Origin of the sequence: Sorangium sp. So ce124 (genome assembly GCF_051525235.1) — a bacterium.
Lineage (GTDB): Bacteria > Myxococcota_A > Polyangia > Polyangiales > Polyangiaceae > Sorangium > Sorangium atrum.
Genome location: NZ_CP150312.1, coordinates 7,336,127 through 7,354,321, shown reverse-complemented (window position 1 = coordinate 7,354,321; position 18,195 = coordinate 7,336,127). Strand labels below are relative to the sequence as shown.

The following is an 18,195-nucleotide window of genomic DNA, read 5'->3' as shown; positions in this document are numbered from 1 at the left end:
ATGTCGATGGATGGCCGGAGTCGGGCGCCCAGGAGCTGTGATGTGCGTGTGGACCGTCGCGGGAGACCTCCTGTTGAGGGCTCCTCGGGGGCCGGCGAACCGGGCCGCGGGGCGCTCCGGAGGCCGCGGGCGACCGCCACATCTTCGCCACAACCTCTCCGTGTTTGTTCCTCGTCGGGCGCGCGGGGGCGCCTCACCCGGGGGGTACGCCCATGGAGGTCTGCGGCGGCCGTGACCAGGCCGCGCAGCGCTCACCCCGATGGAGGTCCTCGTGCAGGCGCAAGCTACCTGTCTCCCCGTAACGTCATCGCCCGAGGCCGGCACGGACGCCGGCGCAGAAGAGCCCGCGGCGCGTCGAGACGACGCCCCCGCGGCCCCCGTGCCCGGCCCCGCCGCGGAGCCCACCGGAGGCGCCGGACACCGCAGCTGGACGGCTGCCCTCCTGGCGGAGCGGCCTTCGGTCTCGTTCCGTGAGGAGCTGTCCCGGTTCGGCGTCGGCCTCGGCCTCGCCTCGCTGTACGGCCTCTCGCTCGGCGCGCGGCAGGGCGGCGTGTCGTTCGTCCGCCACGCGGCCGGCGTCCCTGCGGCGATGATCGCCGTCGCCTGCGTCGGCGTTCCGGCGCTCACGATCGTGCTGACGCTCTTCGACGCGCCGCTCGACCCGCCGCGCGCGCTGTCGGCGACGGCGCGCGCCGCCGCCGCGACGGGCCTCGTGCTCGGCGGCCTCGCGCCCGCCTCGGCGCTCTTCGTCGTGACGAGCGGGGCGGACGCGACCGCGGCGCTCATGGGGCTGCTCGGCCTCGCGGTGGGCGGCGCCGTCGGCATCTGCATCCTGCTGCGCGACCTCGGCGCGGTGCTCCAGCGCGAGGGCGGTCTCGCCGGCGTGTCCCGGTCGACCGCGGCGCTCGTCGTGTTCGCGGCGTTCGCCGTGGTGCTCGCGCTGCGCGTGTGGTGGGGGATGCTCCCGATCCTGAAGGGGGGTGCCCTGTGAGCGCCTCCGTCCTGAGCCGTCTCCTCCGGGCGCCCTCCGAGGTGGCCGCGAGCTGCCGAGAAGACAGGGACATCCGCGCCATCGCGCTCGCGTCGCTCGGCGCGATTGCCCTCGGCTCGGCCGTGTTCGGCGGCGTGATCGGGAGCTTCCGCGGCAGCGAGCAGATCGTCTTTGCGGCCGTCAAGGTGCCGCTGGCGATGCTGATCACGCTCGCGCTGTCGGTCCCGGCGCTCCACGCGTTCTCGGCCGTGCTCGGGCGCCCGTGGCCCATGCGGTCCGTCATCGCGCTCGCGCTCGCGTCGGCGGGCCGCTCATCGCTGGTGCTGCTCGCGTTCGCGCCGGTGCTCTGGCTGGCCATCGACGTGGGGCTCGGCTACCACGCGTCGTCGGTCGCCGCCTGGCTCGCCTACGCCGTCGCGGGCCTCGCGGCGCTCGGCGTGCTCGTGCGGGGCATCGGCGCGGGCCGGGGCCGCTGGCTCACCGCGGTCGCTTTCATGGCGGTCTTCTTCGCCGTCGGCGGCCAGGCCGCCTGGATCCTCCGGCCCTACCTCGGGCGGCCGAGCGAGAAGGAGGTCCCGTTCCTGCGCGCCCGCGAGGGGAGCTTCTCCGACGCGCTCGTGAAGAGCTTCCGCTCCGCGCTCACCTACGACGACGATCTGCGCTCGCACGGCGGGCTGCGCCCATGGGAGGGACCCTGGCGCGACGGCGTGGCTCCGGTCGATGACCCTCAGGCGGACGGCGCGACCGTACGGGAGGTCCCGCCGGCGGACGGCGCGACCCGGCGGGAGATCCCGCCGGCGGACGGTGCGACCCGGCGGGAGATCCCGCCGGCGGACGGCGCGACCCGGCGGGAGATCCCGTCGGTGGACGGCGCGACCCGGCGGGAGATCCCGTCGGTGGACGGCGCGGGCCTGGACGGCCTCGATCGGGGCGCCGAGCGCGGCGACCGGGTGAAGGAGGCGCAATGAGCCTCCGCGATCTCTCGGTGCTGTACCTGATCGCGGGGCTCGCGTGCGCCGTCGCGGTGTACCGCGCTTCCCCCGAGGGGCGCCGCCGCGCCGCCCTCTCCGCGGCGCTCTGCGTGCCGCTCTGGCCCATCTGGGCGCCCGTCGCGCTCACGGCGGGCCGCGGGGAGGGGGGCGAGCGCCCGGCCGGCGCCGCGGGCGAGGCCGCCGCGCGCGTCCAGGGCGCGCTGCGCGAGGGGGTCAGCGCCTGCGCCGGCACCTCGTTTGAGGCGCTCCTGTCGCGCGAGGCCGCCTCGCGGATCGAGGCCGAGGTGGCGCGCGCCGCCGCCCGCCACGCGGAGCTCGACGCGCTGCTGCGCCAGAGCGGCTTCGACGAGGGCGCCGCCGCGGCGCGCGTCGCGGAGATCGAGCGGAGCGGCGGCGGCGCGGGCGCGCGGTCGCTGGCGACGGCGCACCTCCACCTCGAGAACATCCGGCGCCTGCGGGCCATGCGCGACCGCGATGCCCGCGCCCTCGAGGAGCTCGCGGATCTCGTCCAGGCGCTGCGCACGCAGCTCGTTCTGGCGCGCTTCGCCGGATCCTCGGTCGAGGGCGTCGGTGGTATCGTGTCCGAGGTCTGGGCGCGCGTGGAGGGCCTCGGCGCGGCGATCGACGCGCACGGCGCCGGAACAGAGGGACCGATCGCGACGTGAGCAAGCACATCCTGGTCGTCGACGATGAGGCGCGCATCCGCGAGGTGCTGCTCTACGCCCTGCAAAAGGAGGGGTACGCCGTGACGGCGGTGGCCGACGGGCGCGCCGCCGTCGAGGCGGCGGGGGCGGGCACGGTGGACCTCGTGGTGCTCGACGTGATGCTCCCTGAGCTCGACGGCATCGAGGTGTGCCGGCGGCTGCGCGCCGGGAGCAGGACGCCGATCCTGTTCCTGTCGGCGCGCGCCGACGAGGTCGACAGGATCGTCGGCCTGGAGCTCGGCGGCGACGACTACCTCACGAAGCCGTTCTCGCCGCGCGAGCTCGTGGCGCGGGTGCGCGCGCTGCTCCGGCGGACCGAGGCGCCCCCGCCCGCGCCGGCGCCCACCGGCGCGCGCGCCGCCGTCCTCCGCCACGGCCCGATCGAGGTCGACACCGAGCGTCACGAGGCGCGGTACCTCGGCCAGCCGGTGTTGCTCACGGCGACGGAGCTCGGCGTGCTCGGCGCGCTGCTCGAGCGGCCCGGGGTGGTGCTCTCGCGCGGGCAGCTCATGCAGCGGGCCTACCGCTACGACAACCTGATCACGGAGCGCACCATCGACACGCACGTTCGCCGGATTCGCGCGAAGTTCCGCGTGCTTGGCGGCGATCCGATCGCGACCGTCCACGGCGTCGGCTACAAGCTGCAGGGGGCGTAGCCGGGTCTCGCCATGATCGAGCGCCTGCGCTGGGAGCTCGGCCGGATCCGCGTCCGGCTGCTGGTCGTGAACCTGGTGGTGCTGCTCGTGCCGGTGGCGGGGCTTGAGTTCGCGCGCCTCTACGAGCGGCAGCTCCTCGGCTCGCTGGAGCGCGACATGGCGAACCAGGCGGTCCTGGTCGCGGCGATGCTCGGGTCGGATCTCGACCGGGGTGTCGAGCTCGGCGCGCTCGATCACCGCTACGTCTTGACCCAGGCTGCGACGCACACGCGCACGCGCGTCCGGATCCTCGACAGGGCGGGCGCGGTCGTCGTGGACTCGCACGAGAACGGCCCGCCCGAGGGGCCCGAGCCGGCGGCCCCCGCGCTCATGCCGACGGCGGGCCGTCGCCCGAGCTCGGCGGACTTCCGGGAGCTCGCCGACAACGTGCAGCCGATCGGAAAGGGCGCGCGCGAGCGCTGGTCCGCGATCCCGGATCGTCCGGAGGTGCGCGAGGCGCTCGCCGGGCGCCGCGCGGCGCGGACGCGTGTCCGGCAGCAGGAGCTGGCGGTGTTCCTGTTCCTGGCCGAGCCGATCCGGTGGGGCGGCCAGGTGGTCGGCGCGGTCTACGTGGTCCGCTCGACGCAGCCGGTGCTGGTCGAGCTGTACCGGATCCGCTCGGGGCTCACCAAGGTCCTCGTGGTCGCGAGCCTGTTCACCGGCCTCGTCACGCTGGCGCTCGCGTGGTCGATCTCGAGGCCGCTCGGCAAGCTGTCGCGCGCGGCGAAGCGCATCGCGGCCGGCGAGCGCGACGTCGTGGTGCCCGTGTCGGGGACCGGCGAGATCCGCGAGCTAGGCGAGTCGTTCGCCGCGATGAACGAGCGGCTGGGGGCGAGGCTGCGGTACATCTCGGATTTCGCGGCCGACGTGGCGCACGAGTTCAAGTCGCCGCTGACGTCGATCCGGGGCGCCGCCGAGCTGCTCGACGAGGGGGCGGCGGACGATCTCGAGGCGCGGCGGCGCTTCCTGCGGAACATCGAGCTCGACGTGGCGCGGCTCGACCGGCTCGTGTCGCGGCTGCTGGAGCTGAGCCGGATCGAGGCCTCGAGCGAGGCGATGACGGTGCTCGATCTCGAGGCGCTCGTGGCGCGCGTCGTGGAGCGGCGCGCGAGCCCCGGGCAGCCGGTCGTGCTGCGCTACGAGATGCCGACGCGGCTGCTCCGGGCGCGGCAGACGGACCTGGAGACGGCGCTCTTGAACCTCGTGGACAACGCGGTGAAGTTCTCGCCGCCGGGGGAGCCGGTGGTGGTGACCGTCGAGGGCGGGGAGGGGCGCGAAGGGGAGAGGACGGCGAGGATCTCGGTGCGCGACCGGGGGCCGGGGGTGCCGCCGCAGCACCTGCCGAGGATCTTCGACAGGTTCTTCACGACCGACGAGGGCCGCGACGGGACGGGGCTGGGGCTGGCGATCGTGAAGAGCGTCGTCGAGGCGCACGGCGGGGCGGTGACCGTGGAGAGCGCGCCGGGGGAGGGGGCGAGCTTCGTGGTGGAGCTGCCGGTGAGGCAGTAGGAGGGGGCGGGGAAGGGATGCACGGCAAGCTCGAAGAGGCCGTCTCGCGGGCGCGACGGTCTAGCGCCGACAGGACGAGGGCAGGCGTTTCCCCTTCTACGCTGATGCGTCTGGCGCGACGACCCGGAGGCCTCTGGCCACAACCCGTACTATGGTGATCAGGGCAACTACATCGGCCAGCGCGACAAGCACAGAAAGACGTACCCGGGTGGGACGGCATCGCTGATGGAGACCTCGCCTGGAAAAGACGTGCTGGCACGCTTGCTCGACGAGTGGCGTCTCGCGGATGTGTCATTCGAAGAGGCCGACTCCGAGCGCGCGCGCGCCGAGGCGATGCTGCGGCAGCTACGGGCGAGGGAGATCGTGGAGCGCACGTACTGGGCTGAGAACGATATCCCCTTCAGCCTGCGCGTGAAAGCGGTGGAAACCGGGCTGTGGAGCGCGGAGGAGGCGATCGACGGGCTCCGACGCATCGACTTCGTGAGCCGTCACGTGTTCGTCTTTCACCACCTTCGGCTGTTTCCCGATGCCTCGCTTCGCGCCGTGCTCGCGCTCGTACGGCAGCCGCAGCCCGGCGATGGCGCGGAATGGTTCGCCGACGAGGCGGCGCTGGTCGCGGTCGCGGTGCGCCTCGCGCGCGCCGGGCAGCACGACGCGGCGCTCGACGCGATCTGCGCGTTGAGCGCGCGCCGCGGCGAGGCGCTGCGCTCGTGCGCGCCGTATCTATCCGAGGCGGCGATGGCGCGCGCCATCTCGGAGCTCGAGGCGTGGCTCCCCGGGGCGGAGCCGGTCGTGGCGTTCCTCGTAGGGTGCGATTCCCTGCCGCTCGTGCCGGCCCGAGATCGCGAGCGGGCGCGCGGCGAGATCGTCCGGCTGCGCGCGGCCCTGGAGGCCAAGGAGGCGGAAGACGGGCCGCGCTGGGGGTTCTCGGCGCGCAAGCGCGCCGCGGAGGCGTTCGCGGTCGCCGGAATGTTCGAGGCGTCGGAGGCCGAGTGCCGGGGGCTCGACAACGTCGATGATCTGCTGTCCGTGGCGCGCGCGCATCCGGGCGAGTCGCGCGCGCGGATCGCGCGGCTGGCGCTAGAGCGCGCTCGAACGAGCCGGTACCTGGCTGCGGCGCTCGCGGACACGGTGGCGGTGTGCCCTGCGCTCGCGGACGAGGCGATCGCGTGCGCGCGCGGCGAGACCGACCCGGTCACGGCGGCAGGCGCCCTCTTGCGCATCGCGGCGCACCTCGGAGAGCCGCGCGCGTCGGCGCTGTTCCACGAAGCGTTTCGCCGGATCGAGCCGCTCGGCGACGCCGCTTCGGACGCGCTCGAGTGGATCGCGGACTGGGCCGCGGATCACCGACCGTCGCTGGCCGAGCGCGAGCGCGCGGTGCTGGGCGAGCGGGTGGCGCAGGCGGCGAGGGAGGCCGAGGCGCGTGGGGCGCCCGCCCCCGTCGAAGCGGCGGAGTCGCGGCTCGGAGAGCTGCTCTTCGGCCCGAAGCACGCCGACAGGATCTGCACGGACAGAGGCTTCGAATCGGTGCTGGACTTCGCCGAGCACCACGCCGCCGGCGACCACCTGGCGCTCGTGATGGAGTTCGCGCGCTCGCTCCAGGGCGAGCGACGCGCCCGGCTCGCCCGGGCGCTGCTCCAGAGCGGCGAGGAGCTCTATGACTCCCCTGCATTCGCCGAGCTCTTCTTCCCCGAGGAGCAGCGCGGGCACCTGCGGGAGGTGCTTGTGCGCCGTGAGCGGCTCGCCGACGTGGAGATCCTTTACACGCTCGAGCGCGCTGCCCGGCTCGCCACCGGAGCGCCTCGCGGCGTCCTCCTCTCGCTCTACCTCGACGAGGTGCGGGAACGCGGCGGGTGCGTGCGCCTAAGGGGGCTCTTCACCGCGGCGTCGCTCGCCGAGGGTGACCAGCGCGCGGCGCTTGTGGACGAGGTGCTGGCGGAGGTGGAGACGTGCGAGCACCTCAGCGAGGAGGACCGCGTCGAGGCGATCGCCGCGGTGATGCCGCTGGTTCCCGCGGCGCGCGCCGTGGATCTCACCGGGCGGGTACTCGATGCCGTCGCGGAGGGGCAGATCGGCAGGACGCAGGCAGGCGATCGGCTGATGGCCATCCAGGATCCGGTGTGGGCCGTCCTACCGGCGTCCAGGTGGGAACCGGCCTTGCGCTGGGCGCTGGAGGAAGGGGCCGAGTTCTTCGATTGGACATCCTGGCGGCAGAAGACCTTGCCACACGAGGTCCGCGCCTTGCTCGAGGTGCACGCCAGCGCGTCTTCGCCCGCGAGTGAGGGCGGAGACGACGCCTCGCCGAGCGCCGCCGAGCCCGATGCCGGGGGCGCGGGAGGAGAGCTGTCGCCCGCGCAGCGGCTCCGCAGGTGGGTCAGCGAGGCGGCGTCGTTGTCCGAGGCCGAGCGCACCGCCCTCGCGCCGGAGATCGATGCTGCGGTGCGTGCAGTTCTCGCGCAACCGGACGTGAAGGACGGCGTGCTCTGCGACACCATGGCGAACCTGCCCGACGCCTCGCTCCGGGCGATCTGGTCGACGCGCGCACGCGCCGACGCGTGGCGACGCACCATCGACATCAGCGATCCCGCCCTCTTCACCTACCTGCCGTCGGAGCACTACCTCCACGCCGACGCCGTCCTCCAGCTCATCCTGCGGCTCGGCGGCTCCTCAGCGCTCTGCGACTTCGGGCGCATGCTCGTCGGCCTTCGACACGAGTCCGCTGCTTGATGCCCCCGATCCAGAGGTCACGTCAAGGCGCGGGCGGCCCACGCACGCTCATGATCAGATCGATCGAGCTCTGCACCTGCGCCAGCCGCTCCGTGGGGGACAGGCTGAGCATCCAGCGGACGAGGGAGCGGTCCACGCCGTTCTCGTCGTAGGGGCTGTCGTCCCGCTCCTCGGCGGGAGGGTCCAGAGGCTCGGGCATGCTCCGAGCCTAGCATGCGGGGCCCGGCGAGCCGCGGGTACCCTGCTTCGGGTCGACCTCGCCTCGGGCATCCAGCCGCTAGCGATCGGCGGGGTCGGCCCGCAGATCATTCCGGACAATCCGAAGGTCGTCCACCCCTCGATCGTAAGAGCTTCACCAGGTCGTCTGTCCCGTCGATGAGGAGCTCCCGGCCGCTCGTCCACGAGGAGGTCTGGATCGTTGCGCTCGACGTGCACGACCGCGCCCGCGGCGCCCGCATGATCAGCCGCGGCGGCCTCCTCTCCGCGTCCGTGCGCCCCGCCGATGTCCTCCGCGTAGCCCTCGAGCTCGGCGCCGTCACGTTCGTGATGGCCCACAACCACCCGGGCGGCGACCCCGCGCCGTCAGCCGACGACCTGCTGCTCACCCACGAGATCGAGCACGCCGCGCACCTGATCGACGTACCCCTTCGCGACCACGTCATCGTGACGCCTGCCGGGCGCTTCTCCTCCGTCTTCCGGGCTGGCTCACCCCGCTGAAACCACGGCTGCTGGCCGCTGGGCATCGCGACCCCACGCCGGCGTCCCGTGGTGGTCAGGTCACCTTCCAGCCAAGGGAGCCCATACGACTCGTCTCCGCCACGGCAGACGCCGCAGCGCCTGCTGAACATCCGCCGGATTGATGGCGCGCGGCCGTAGCGTCGAGTGTTTCCTGGGTTGCTCCAGGTGGAGCACGACCCGCAGCCTCTTCGCACCGAGCACCGACGCGGCCATCTTCGCTTCCTGGGCGTCGCTCGCGTTGAGCTTCGCCGGGAGCATCGCGGCGAGCGTGTCGAAGACCTTGCGAGCGATCTCGTCGTCCAGTTCGGACGGCTTCGTACGCTCGTGGGCTCGGTAGTCCTTGACCTCGACGAGCCACGCGGTCCGATCGGGGTCGACAGCGAGCAGATCGATCGCCTTGATCCCGTTCCACATCACGGCGAACTTCTTCCGGTAAAACTCCCAGTCGTCGTACTTGCTTGCGTTCCAGGAGCTCGGGAAATCGAACTCCAGGCCATCGATGCGAACCGCCGGCATCGTTCAGTCTCCAGGGCTCAGGAAGCGGTCGGACTGCTCGAGCTCCTCGTCGAGCGCAGCGATGGCGCCCATGTCGTCCACGGACGGGCCTTGCTGGACGGCGACGCCGGCGTCGGACAAGTGCAGACCGAAGAAGCGCGCGTCGATCTCCCGGCCCCGAGCGGCGAGCAGCATCTCGATCTCGCGCAGCAAGAACAGGCTGTGCGTCGCGATGAACACCTGGATCCCGCCGAGGCTCAGGTCGACGATGCTGCTGGCGACCTTCTTGATGATGCGCGGGTTGAGGTTCGCCTCCGGCTCGTCCCAGAACAGGCAACCCTTGTCGAGCAGCGCTCCGGTCGCGATGAGGCGGGCGAGCATGCCGAGCTTTCGGAGACCCTCCGCCACGAGCGGCATCTCCGTGCGGCCGCTCCCGTCGCGGAAGTAGAATCGACCGTTCTTGTCGAGCTCGATCGACCCGCCCATCGCCTCCTCCAGCGGTCCAAGGAGCTCTCGGACGCGCTTCTCCTTGCTGCCCTTCTTCAGCGGCGCGCCGAGCAGAAGGCAGGTGTCGCGCCAGGTCTCATCGAACTCGAGGTAGTGGTTCTCGTACACGGACACGAAGCCCGGGTAGATCGTGAGAAGCTCCCGGGTCGGCAGGTACACGGGCGTGGTGTCGACCCATTCCGTAGGGAGCGCGTCGATCGTCAGGTCCGACTTGCTCTGCGCCGAGAACCCGAACGAGATATTCCATCCCTCGTTGGCACAGGTCATCCGCACGTCGCACCGCTCTCGCCCTTGCTGACGCCTCGTGAGGCGCCCCAGCGCCTCGGGACGGAAGACGCTCACGAGCTTGTCCGCGAGCCGCACCTGCAAGGCCGCCTCGGTGGGGGTGGCGGGGGCGGCGAGCCGCCTGCGCCCCTCCTCCCAGCTCGTTGCGAGGAGGGAGTAGGCGAGCTTCAGGGCGTGGGTCTTGCCGGTGCCGTTCTCCCCCACGAACACGTTCAGGTGCTCTCCGAAGGCGAGCTCCGCTTCGCTGAAGACGGTGAAGTCCTTGACGTGAAGTGACCTGATCATGGCTTGCTTTCGAGCTGGTCGAGCTGGTCCTGCGCTTCAGCCACCGCGCCGGTGGTCGGCTCGATGGCGACCCAGGAGGTGATGAGCTCGGCGCAGGCGCGCATGACGAGCGGCGACACGGTAGCGGTACCCGGGTCGCCCAACAAGGGCCGGTCCCGCGTCGATAGGCTGATCAGCTCGACCGGCGCCGGTCGTGACGTCCGTCGCCCCGGTGCCCGTGCGCCTCGTGGCGCGTGCTCGAGCAACCGCGCACCCGTCCGCCCGTCGATGCGCGCCCCGGCGAGATATCCGCGACGGCCGAGGTGAAGGTCCGGTCGTCCAGGAGCATCGGTCACCCTGGACGCCGCGAGCTACCGGAGCGCCGTGCACGACTCGAGCAACCACGACACCCGGGCTGGCCGCCCCGCCGAAGCCGCCTCCTCGCCCTGGCCCCCGCCTCGGGCTGGGCGTGCCTTGTCGCGCTCTTGCCGAGGGGTGCGCGTTGCCAGAACAGTGCCAACCCCGCTATCCCCGCAACATCCCTCGACCTTATCATCAATCCTCCCCCCGCTATCGCCCCCGGACAGCAGGAATTCGACACCGCACCTTCTTCTGCAAATCGCCATCTCATCAAAATATCACTGGACAGCCCTCTTCATTTCATCGATAGCTCACGATGGCCCGTCTGGCATTCCGGCGCAATCCCGCGCTCCTGCCACGGACGAGGGTGATCTCATGAGCAAGTACACTGCATCGGAAGTGATCCAGCTCCCCCGCTTCACGGCCGTGGGGGCGATGGCGCTCGGCGAGCAGCTGATCACGGCGGCAAAGCCGGCGAAGAAACAGCTCGTGAAGGGTGTCGCGCGGGTGCTCGCCGCGCTGGCCTTGCGCCACGACGAGCTCGCGTCGGCGCTGCGCGATCAGGTGTCGCTCTCCGAGGGAGGGGAGGCGAGCGAGGATGCTGTCCAGTGCGATCGCGTCCTCGACAATTGCTGGAGCGGTCTCCACGACTTCCTGACCGCGTACACCAAGCTCCCGCCTGGCGCGCCCGAGGCCGCCGAGGCGAGCGCGCTGAAGGCGGCGCTCTTCACCGGAGGGCTCAAGTTCCTCCAGCTCACGTATGTCCTGGAGTGGTCCGAGAGCGAGCTCCGGATGCAGCGCATCCGCAAGAGCGGCCTCGACGCGCGCATCGAGGCGCTCGGCGGCAAGCGCTTCCTCTCCGCCCTGGAGGCCGCGCACGCCGCGTACGGCAAGGCGCTCGGCGTCACCGCGCCCGCGGCCACGGCCGCGGCGGCGCCGCCCAGCGTGCGCGACGCGCTCGCCGCATTCACCGAGGCGCTGCGCGCCTACGTGATCAAGGTGATGGGCTCCGTCGAGCCCGACGAGCCGGAGACGCAGGAGCTCGCCGACAGGCTGCTCGCGCCGCTCGCGAGCTGGAGCGTCGGGTCGAGCGGCCGCGGCGCACCCCGGAAGAACGACAAGCCCGAGGGCGACACCGCGGCGCCCGCCCCGCCCGGTATTCCCCTCCAGCCCGGCGCGCCGACGGCGGCGCCGGCGCCGGCCGATAGCTGATCCCGGCTGCCTGACGCGCACCGCCGGCGCCGCGATCTCCTCCCGCCTCGTTCGCTCCTCGTGACCCTTTTCCAGGGCCAAGCCCCCGCAGACCCCTCTGTACGCTCCGGACGGCGTGGCCCTCGCCGCCTCCCGCCGGTGCCCATCCCCGTCCTCAGGCCCATCCCGGAGCGACCAGCGCCGCATCCTGTGCCGCCTCGGCCTCGATCTGTGCCAGATCAGGGGGTCCGACACTGGCTCAACCGCAATGCATTGCGACACACCGGGGTCCGGACCCCTCCGAGGCGCTCCGCAGAGCGTCTCACCGGGGTCAAGTTGTGTCAAAAATCGCTGTCCATCTCGTTTTTCTGTGCCATCGACCCCCGGATCCGCAGCCGATTGTGCCAGATGGAGGGGTCCGGACCCCTCCGGACCGCAATGAAGAGCGCTTGCCGGGGTGCCGGACCCCCTCCGGACCGCAACGCAGAGAGCCCGCGGGGGGCGCCGGACCCCTCCGGATCGCGACGCAGAGCGGCCGCTGGCCGACCGCCCATCGCCTCGGATGTTGAGGCCCGACCCAGGTTGAGGCGCCGCAGGTTGAGGCGCCGCCACCGCCACCGCCCTCCGAGGTTGCGGTTCCAGCCACAGGTTCCGGCCCACTGAGGTTGAGGTTCCGCCCCATCGTGGTGCGGTCGGGGGTGTCCGCGGAAGCGGGGGAGCACCAGACCGATCGAGCCTCAAGGCCCGCGCTCCCTCCGTGCGCGCTCCTTGAGAGCCGCAGCCACTATCTCGCCCACGCGCTCCGTTTCATCATCTACGAGCTTTTCCAGTCTGCGCTGAAACCAGAGCCCAAACGGACCATCTATAGGAAGCGGCAGCCCGATATCTCCGGGCTCCTGACCCAGCCATGTGATCGGCAGCCCGCAGTTGTCCAGCGCGTGTCGCGCATACCGCATGGCACTTTGGATCGCCTGGACGGCGTCGACCCCTTCAGCGTACTGGATGTCGGACTCCAGCCCATCAAGAAAAACAGGGCACGTCCACGAGCCACTGGGTGAGGCCGGCTGTATTGGTTCGCCGATCTTCAGAACGATCTCGCGGCCTGGTTCACCTTCGACGCCATACCGACGAACGGCGATGACCTTGTAATTTTGTCGAGCCACCCGCGCAGGGTAGCTAAAATTCGTCGTTGAGCCCGACCCAGGTTGAGGCACCGCCGCTGCCGCTCACCGGGGTCGAGGTTCCCGATCTCAGCGCCGCCCGCCCGGCAACGCTCGCGCGCCGAGCTGGCTTGCTCACCCCCTCGCCGAGCGAGCGCGCGCGGCGCCCTCCTCCTCGACCGGCACGCCGGCACGCCGGCGCGTCGACGTCTCGCGGGACGTTGCCAGGTCGCGATCCCTTCGCTATCTTCTCGCTCGCCGAAAGAGGTAGGCCGGTTCAGGCGAGCCCCGGCCACTCCCATGACGGGAGCCCATGTCCCCTCCACCACGGAGTGAGGTCCCACGGCACCTGGACGCACGTGCGTCCTCCGTGGAGGCTCCCATGCAGCTCAATCACATCGATCTCCAGGTCCCCGACGTCGTCGAAACGGCCGCGTTCTTCGAGCGGCACTTCCAGTTCGAGGTCCACGGCAACCGGCACTCGCCGGCGATCGCCATCCTCACGGGGCCCGGCGACTTCACGCTCGTCCTCCAGCGCCGGCGCGAGGCGGACGGCCCTTATCCCGAGGGCTTCCACATCGGCTTCATCGTCGGCGACGTGGCCACCGTGTACGACAAGCACGCGGCGATCGTCGCGGCGGGCATCGACAGCGGCCCCGTGAGCGAGAACGGCCGCGGCGTGATGTTCTATTTCAAGGCGCCCGGCGACCTCCTCGTCGAGGTGAGCTGCCGGCGCCGCCCGCTCCCCGCGGCGCGCGCCGACGGTTGACGGCGGTGCGCCGCCGGGGCGCGCCGAGACCCGACCCAGGTTGAGGCACCGCCACCGCCCACCGAGGTTGAGGTTCCGGTTCCGCCGAGGCGGAGGCACCACCACCGCCGCCCACCGAGGTTGAGGTTCCGGCCCACCGAGGTTGAGGTTCCGTCGGAGGTTCGGGCCCACCGAGGTTGAGGTTCCGACCACGCCCCGCCTGGACTATCGTGCTCGACCATGCGCCCGCTTGCCCTGCTCGTTGGCTCGTGCACCGTCCTGCTTCCCCTGGCTTGCGGCCCTGCCCAGCCTCAGGGGGGCCCGGCAGTACCCCTGAAGCCGCCGGGCTCCTCGACGGAGGCGGGCGCAGCGACACCCCCGAGCGCGACGCCTCCGCTCGCCGTGAAGCCGCGGGGCAACGTCACCGTCACGCTGCTCTACACGTCGGACGAGCACGGCTGGATCGAGAGTCTGTCCAACGACGGCGTGAGCCGCGGAGGCGCTGCCGAGCTGCTCGGGAGGCTCGTGAAGTACGAAGGGCATTGCCCAGGGCCCGTTCCCCCGGGCATCGAGGCGGCAGGAGCGCTCACGCCCGCCGCGCCCGAGGACTGCACCTCGCCGCGCACGCTCCTCCTCTCGGGCGGCGATAATTTCACCGGCCCCGCCATCTCGACGTATTTCAACGGCGAGTCCATGGCGAGCGCGATGGGTCGCATGGGTTATGCCGCCTCGGCGTTCGGCAATCACGAGTTCGATTTCGGTGTGCCTCAATTCACGAAGCTCCGTGATCTCGCGCGACTGCATTACCTCGCGGCGAACGTGAAGATCGACGACGCGAAGCTCGCGGGCGAGCTCGCCATCCGGCAGTACGAGGTCTTCGAGCGCAAGGGCGTGAAGATCGGCGTCGTGGGCCTCGCCGCGGCAGATACGCTGAAGGCCGCGATGGCCGAGCGCTTCAAAGGGATCACGTTCGAGCCCACCGAGGCCTCGCTCGACAAAGCGATCCACGAAGCGCGGGAGAAGGGAGCGGCCGACGTCGTCGTCGTGACCGCGCACGAATGCCCCGACAACCTCGTGCCCATCGTGGAGAAACACCCGGAGTGGCGGCTCGCGTTCGTCGGAGGGGGCCATTGCCACAGGAAAATCGACACGCGCGCGGGCGACACGCCCGTCATCGGCCCCGGCTGGCGCCTGCACCAGTACGCCCGCGTCGCCATCACCATCAACCCCGACAATCCTCCGCAGGCCCGCCTGGTCACCGTCAGCCATTCCATCGTCGACGTGGCGACCGATCCGCAAGTGCCAGCGGATCCTCCGCTCGCGCGGCTCGTCACGGCGTGGAAAACGAAGGTCGACAGCGCGCTCGGGAAGGTCATCGGCTATTCGGAGGGCGGGATCGGGCCGGAGGAGGCCGTCGGCAAGATCGTGAGCGACGCCTGGCTCCACGAGCTGGGCGGCGACGTGGCGATCATGAACCGAGGCGGCGTGCGACAAACCATCCCGCGGGGGCCGATCACGCTCGCGACGATCTGGAGCGTGCTCCCGTTCGACAACCGCCTGGTGAAGGTATCCATCGACGGCGCGTCGCTCGCGCAGGACCTCGAGGCGAAGTCGTTCATCGTCTCCGGCGCGAAGAAGGCGCCCAACGGAAGCTGGTCCGTGGGCGGCAAGCCGATGGATCCGAAGAAGCGCTACACGGTCATCATCACCGATTTCATGTACGGGGGCGGTGACGGCGCCGTCTTCGCGGCGCAGGATCCGAAGCCCGTGGGGACGGGGCTCTCGTGGCGAGACGCGGTGATCGCCTGGATCGAAAAGAAAAAGAGCGCGGAGGGGGCGCCGCTCGAGAAGAAGCTCGGCGAGAAGCCGGCGCCGGCGCGCACACAGAGATGATCGATCGGGCCCAGGGATCATGCCTTCGGTTTCGAGGCGACCCTGACGAGCTGCTACCGGCCCCTCTTCGCCAGCGCCGCGCCGAGCTTGACGAGCTTTTTCTCTTCGGCAAACGCCGCGCTCGCGAGCGCCGGGGACCACCCGCCAGGGCTGCGCGCACCAGACGGCGGCCGCTCGGCTGCGTTCGTCATCGCTACGCTCGCTCGCGAGGAACCAATCGGGGTCGAAGCTCTCCGGGATCGCGCCGCCGTTCTCCTTGCCTGAACGCTCGAGGCGCCGGATGTCCTCTCCGTGGAGATCGCCTTGCCATGAGAGCCCGGCGGCGGTGGCGAGCGTCCGCGCCCGGCGATAATCGTCGAGCGCGCCGGCGGTGTCTCCCGATCCTTCGCGGACCAAGGCCCGCGCGGCGAAGATGCGCGCCTCGAAGCCGCGATCCGTGACCGCCTGGCCGGCGCGGGCGCGCGCCTCGTCGCCTCGAGCGCGCTCGTCGACGAGGGCGACCGCCTCCTCGGCGAGCACGCGCGCCGTCGCGAGGAGCGACGAACGCTCTGTCTCGGAGATGGCCTTGGCTTTTCGATGTGTACGGTTGCGCGGAGCCGGCCCTCGATCACGGAGCGCAGACATGGCGGGCTCCTTCCGTCGCACCAGCTCCGGGCCGGCGAGGCGGGAGAAGGTGAGCGCCTGCTTGGTCATCGCCGCCGCGCCGTGGACCTCGCGGGCGGCGAGCCGATGGGGTCGGGGCCGGGTGAGACCCGAACCTGGTCGAGGTTTCGAGGCTCCGGCGTGAGGCCCGTGAGACCCGACCGAGGTTGACGCCCCGAGCTCGACGCCCCGGCGGAGCTTCCGACCGAGGTTGAGGTCCCATCAACTGAATCGGTTCAGTTTTTCTGCGCCTCCGTGGTATGGCCGGTCCTGGTTTCCTCCACGCGGCCTGGCGAGCAACGTTCCGGGCTGCGCAATCACCCGGCCCGCTCGTGCAGCGGCAAGGAGCCAACATGCGACAATCTTCGTTCTTGAGCCTTGGTTCGTCAGGCACTCTCGCTCTCCTCCTCGCGGCGTTCGGATGCGACTCGTCGGACGGGTCGTCCTCCGGCGCCGGCGGTCAGGGCGCCGGCGGTCAGGGCGCGACGAGCAGCGCGAGCGGCTCCGGCGGCGCGGGCGGTCAGGGCGCGACGAGCAGCGCGAGCGGCTCCGGCGGCGCGCCGGGCACCGGCGGCGCAGGCGAAGGGGGCGGCGGCGCGCCGGGCACCGGCGGCGCAGGCGAAGGGGGCGGCGGCGCGCCGCCGGCGCCGCTCTGGGACTGGACCGGCATCGTCGGCACGGGACAGAGCCTCTCGGTCGGCGCGGAGGGCACGCCCCCTCGCACCACGACGCAGCGCTTTCACAACCTGAAGCTGTCCCTCGGGGATGCGAGCGTGCCCCCCTTCGACGCGGCGAAGACGTCCCTCACCCTGGTGCCGCTCGTCGAGCCGATCCGCGCGTTCGCGACGACCTACCCCAGCGCTTACCCGAAGAACATCTATGGCGAGACGCCCCACACGGCGATGGCCGACCAGATCTCGTCCCTCGCGGAGGCCGCCGCGGGCGGCGATCACATCACTGTGCACACCGTCGTCGGGGAGAGCGGGCAGCCGATGAGCGTCCTCCGGAAGGGCGCCACCCAGACGGCCTCGGGCGACACGTCGATGGGCCGCGCCTACGCCGCGACGCTGTTCGAGGCGGAGGCCATCGCGCGGCTCGCCAGGGAGGCCGGCAAGACGTACGGCGTCGGCGCCATCGTGATCACGCACGGCGAGGCCGACGCCGGCAGCGCGACCTACGGGGATGAGCTCGTAAAGCTGTGGTCCGACTACAACCAGGATGTCCTCCGGATCACCGGCCAGTCGCGGAGCATCCCCCTGCTCGTGTCCCAGCAGAACTCGGTGCACACCGACGCTGGCACGCGGTCGACGTCGACGCAGGCGCAGTGGCGCGTTGGCGTGGACCACCCGGGCGATATCGTCTGCTCGGGTCCGAAGTACCAGTACCCGTATGCGAACGATCACATCCACCTGAACGCGAACGGGTACCAGCAGCTCGGCGAGAAATTCGGCCAGATCTACTTCGAGAAGGTCGTCCTCGGGAAGGACTGGCAGCCGCTCCAGCCGACGCGCGTCGAGCGCAGCGGCAACGTCGTCACCGTGCACTTCCATGTCCCGGTGCCGCCGCTCGCCTGGGACAGCGCGCTGCCGTCTCCTCACCAGACCGCGTTCACGGAGTGGGCGCAAGGCCGCGGCTTCGAGCTCTGGAGCGGCAACACCCGGATCCAGATCAGCGGCGTGGAGATCTCCGGCGATTCGGTGCAGATCACCGCGCGGAACCTCCCCGCGTCCGGCGTGATGGTCGGCTATGCGATGACGACCGACGGGACGTCGATGACGGGCGGCACGATCCGCTGGGGTCAGCTGCGCGACTCCGATCCGTTCGTCGGCTCGACGACGGGCAAGGCTCAGCCGAACTACAGCGTCGCGTTCGAGATGAGCGTCCCCTGACGGCGCGGCGCCGGTGTGAGGGGGTTGTCCGCCGCGCACCGGCGCTCGGCCGCGCCGGGTGCTCGCCGCACAGGGCCAGAGCTGAGGCGCCGAGGACGCCGGAAGAAGAAGCAATAGAGTCCTCCTCTTCTCTCGGTGCCTCGGCGGTACAACCTCTCCTCGTCCGAGCGTTGCTGTCGATCGCATTCGAGCGGGGCTGCCGACGAGGCGCTCGTCGCGGTGGTCGGCCGCGCCCGTCCGGATCCGGCCTATCGCCTGAACCGCACGCTCGTGGAGACCGTGCCGGAGGGCTGGTTGGTGCCTTCCGGCGGCGCCTCAGGGCAGCACCTCGGGCGCGCGTCGCCGGCCTTCTCGGCGGACCGCGCGCCGGCAGCCCTTGACAAGACAGACCTGTCTGTCTAAAGC

General features: G+C 71.4%; 16 protein-coding genes. 11 read left to right on the top strand and 5 right to left on the bottom strand.

All coding sequences use genetic code 11. The features are described from left to right. The first annotated feature begins 271 nt into the window (after positions 1–271). The 6 genes from WMF19_RS27590 (at position 272) to WMF19_RS27565 (ending at position 7,618) form a co-directional block, all read left to right on the top strand. Positions 272–991, top strand: coding sequence for a hypothetical protein (locus WMF19_RS27590; protein WP_437893086.1), 720 nt, complete (start codon positions 272–274; stop codon positions 989–991). After that, positions 988–1,959: a hypothetical protein gene (locus tag WMF19_RS27585; protein ID WP_437893085.1), complete on the top strand. Its 972-nt coding sequence runs from the start codon at positions 988–990 to the stop codon at positions 1,957–1,959. The genes WMF19_RS27590 and WMF19_RS27585 overlap by 4 nt, the downstream gene beginning before the upstream one ends. After that, positions 1,956–2,648: a hypothetical protein gene (locus tag WMF19_RS27580; RefSeq protein WP_437893084.1), complete on the top strand. Its 693-nt coding sequence runs from the start codon at positions 1,956–1,958 to the stop codon at positions 2,646–2,648. The genes WMF19_RS27585 and WMF19_RS27580 overlap by 4 nt, the downstream gene beginning before the upstream one ends. Next, entirely contained in the window at positions 2,645–3,343 is a 699-nt protein-coding gene (locus WMF19_RS27575; RefSeq protein WP_437893083.1) for a response regulator, read from the top strand. The genes WMF19_RS27580 and WMF19_RS27575 overlap by 4 nt, the downstream gene beginning before the upstream one ends. Before the next feature lie 12 nt (positions 3,344–3,355). Beyond that, a complete protein-coding gene (locus tag WMF19_RS27570) occupies positions 3,356–4,891 on the top strand; it encodes a sensor histidine kinase (protein ID WP_437893082.1) in 1,536 nt (511 codons plus the stop codon). Between the two features lie 249 nt (positions 4,892–5,140). After that, positions 5,141–7,618: a hypothetical protein gene (locus WMF19_RS27565; RefSeq protein ID WP_437893081.1), complete on the top strand. Its 2,478-nt coding sequence runs from the start codon at positions 5,141–5,143 to the stop codon at positions 7,616–7,618. A gap of 22 nt (positions 7,619–7,640) precedes the next feature. On the opposite strand, the gene WMF19_RS27560 is transcribed toward WMF19_RS27565, so the two are convergent. Next, positions 7,641–7,817 (bottom strand): hypothetical protein, encoded by a 177-nt coding sequence (locus WMF19_RS27560; RefSeq protein ID WP_437893080.1) that lies wholly within the window; start codon positions 7,815–7,817, stop codon positions 7,641–7,643. Between the two features lie 176 nt (positions 7,818–7,993). Here WMF19_RS27560 and WMF19_RS27555 point away from each other — a divergent pair, with 176 nt between their 5' ends. Further along, complete coding sequence (locus WMF19_RS27555) at positions 7,994–8,335, top strand: JAB domain-containing protein (RefSeq protein WP_437893079.1); 342 nt, start codon at positions 7,994–7,996, stop codon at positions 8,333–8,335. A gap of 60 nt (positions 8,336–8,395) precedes the next feature. Here the strand turns inward: WMF19_RS27555 and WMF19_RS27550 are convergent, their stop codons facing one another. The 3 genes from WMF19_RS27550 to WMF19_RS27540 are packed head-to-tail and all read right to left on the bottom strand — an operon-like array spanning position 8,396 to position 10,047. Continuing rightward, on the bottom strand, positions 8,396–8,872 hold the full coding sequence (locus WMF19_RS27550; protein WP_437893078.1) for a hypothetical protein: 477 nt from the start codon (positions 8,870–8,872) through the stop codon (positions 8,396–8,398). Positions 8,873–8,875: 3 nt separating this feature from the next. Further along, positions 8,876–9,928, bottom strand: a complete 1,053-nt coding sequence (locus tag WMF19_RS27545; protein WP_437893077.1) for an AAA family ATPase — start codon at positions 9,926–9,928, stop codon at positions 8,876–8,878. Next, the gene (locus WMF19_RS27540; RefSeq protein WP_437893076.1) at positions 9,925–10,047 is read right to left on the bottom strand and encodes a hypothetical protein; all 123 of its coding nucleotides are present in this window, start codon (positions 10,045–10,047) and stop codon (positions 9,925–9,927) included. The genes WMF19_RS27545 and WMF19_RS27540 overlap by 4 nt, the downstream gene beginning before the upstream one ends. 595 nt (positions 10,048–10,642) lie before the next feature. On the opposite strand from WMF19_RS27540, the gene WMF19_RS27535 reads away from it, so the two are divergent. Next, positions 10,643–11,479, top strand: a complete 837-nt coding sequence (locus tag WMF19_RS27535; protein ID WP_437893075.1) for a hypothetical protein — start codon at positions 10,643–10,645, stop codon at positions 11,477–11,479. Positions 11,480–12,195: 716 nt separating this feature from the next. Here WMF19_RS27535 and WMF19_RS27530 read toward each other — a convergent pair. Continuing rightward, positions 12,196–12,621 (bottom strand): DUF6968 family protein, encoded by a 426-nt coding sequence (locus WMF19_RS27530; RefSeq protein ID WP_437893074.1) that lies wholly within the window; start codon positions 12,619–12,621, stop codon positions 12,196–12,198. A gap of 379 nt (positions 12,622–13,000) precedes the next feature. Here WMF19_RS27530 and WMF19_RS27525 point away from each other — a divergent pair, with 379 nt between their 5' ends. The 3 genes from WMF19_RS27525 to WMF19_RS27515 all read left to right on the top strand — a co-directional run bounded on the left by WMF19_RS27525 (position 13,001) and on the right by WMF19_RS27515 (position 17,790). Next, on the top strand, positions 13,001–13,387 hold the full coding sequence (locus tag WMF19_RS27525; protein ID WP_437893073.1) for a VOC family protein: 387 nt from the start codon (positions 13,001–13,003) through the stop codon (positions 13,385–13,387). A gap of 219 nt (positions 13,388–13,606) precedes the next feature. Next, positions 13,607–15,259, top strand: coding sequence for a bifunctional metallophosphatase/5'-nucleotidase (locus WMF19_RS27520; RefSeq protein ID WP_437893072.1), 1,653 nt, complete (start codon positions 13,607–13,609; stop codon positions 15,257–15,259). Between the two features lie 995 nt (positions 15,260–16,254). After that, entirely contained in the window at positions 16,255–17,790 is a 1,536-nt protein-coding gene (locus WMF19_RS27515; protein WP_437893071.1) for a dockerin, read from the top strand. Positions 17,791–18,195 lie beyond the last annotated feature (405 nt).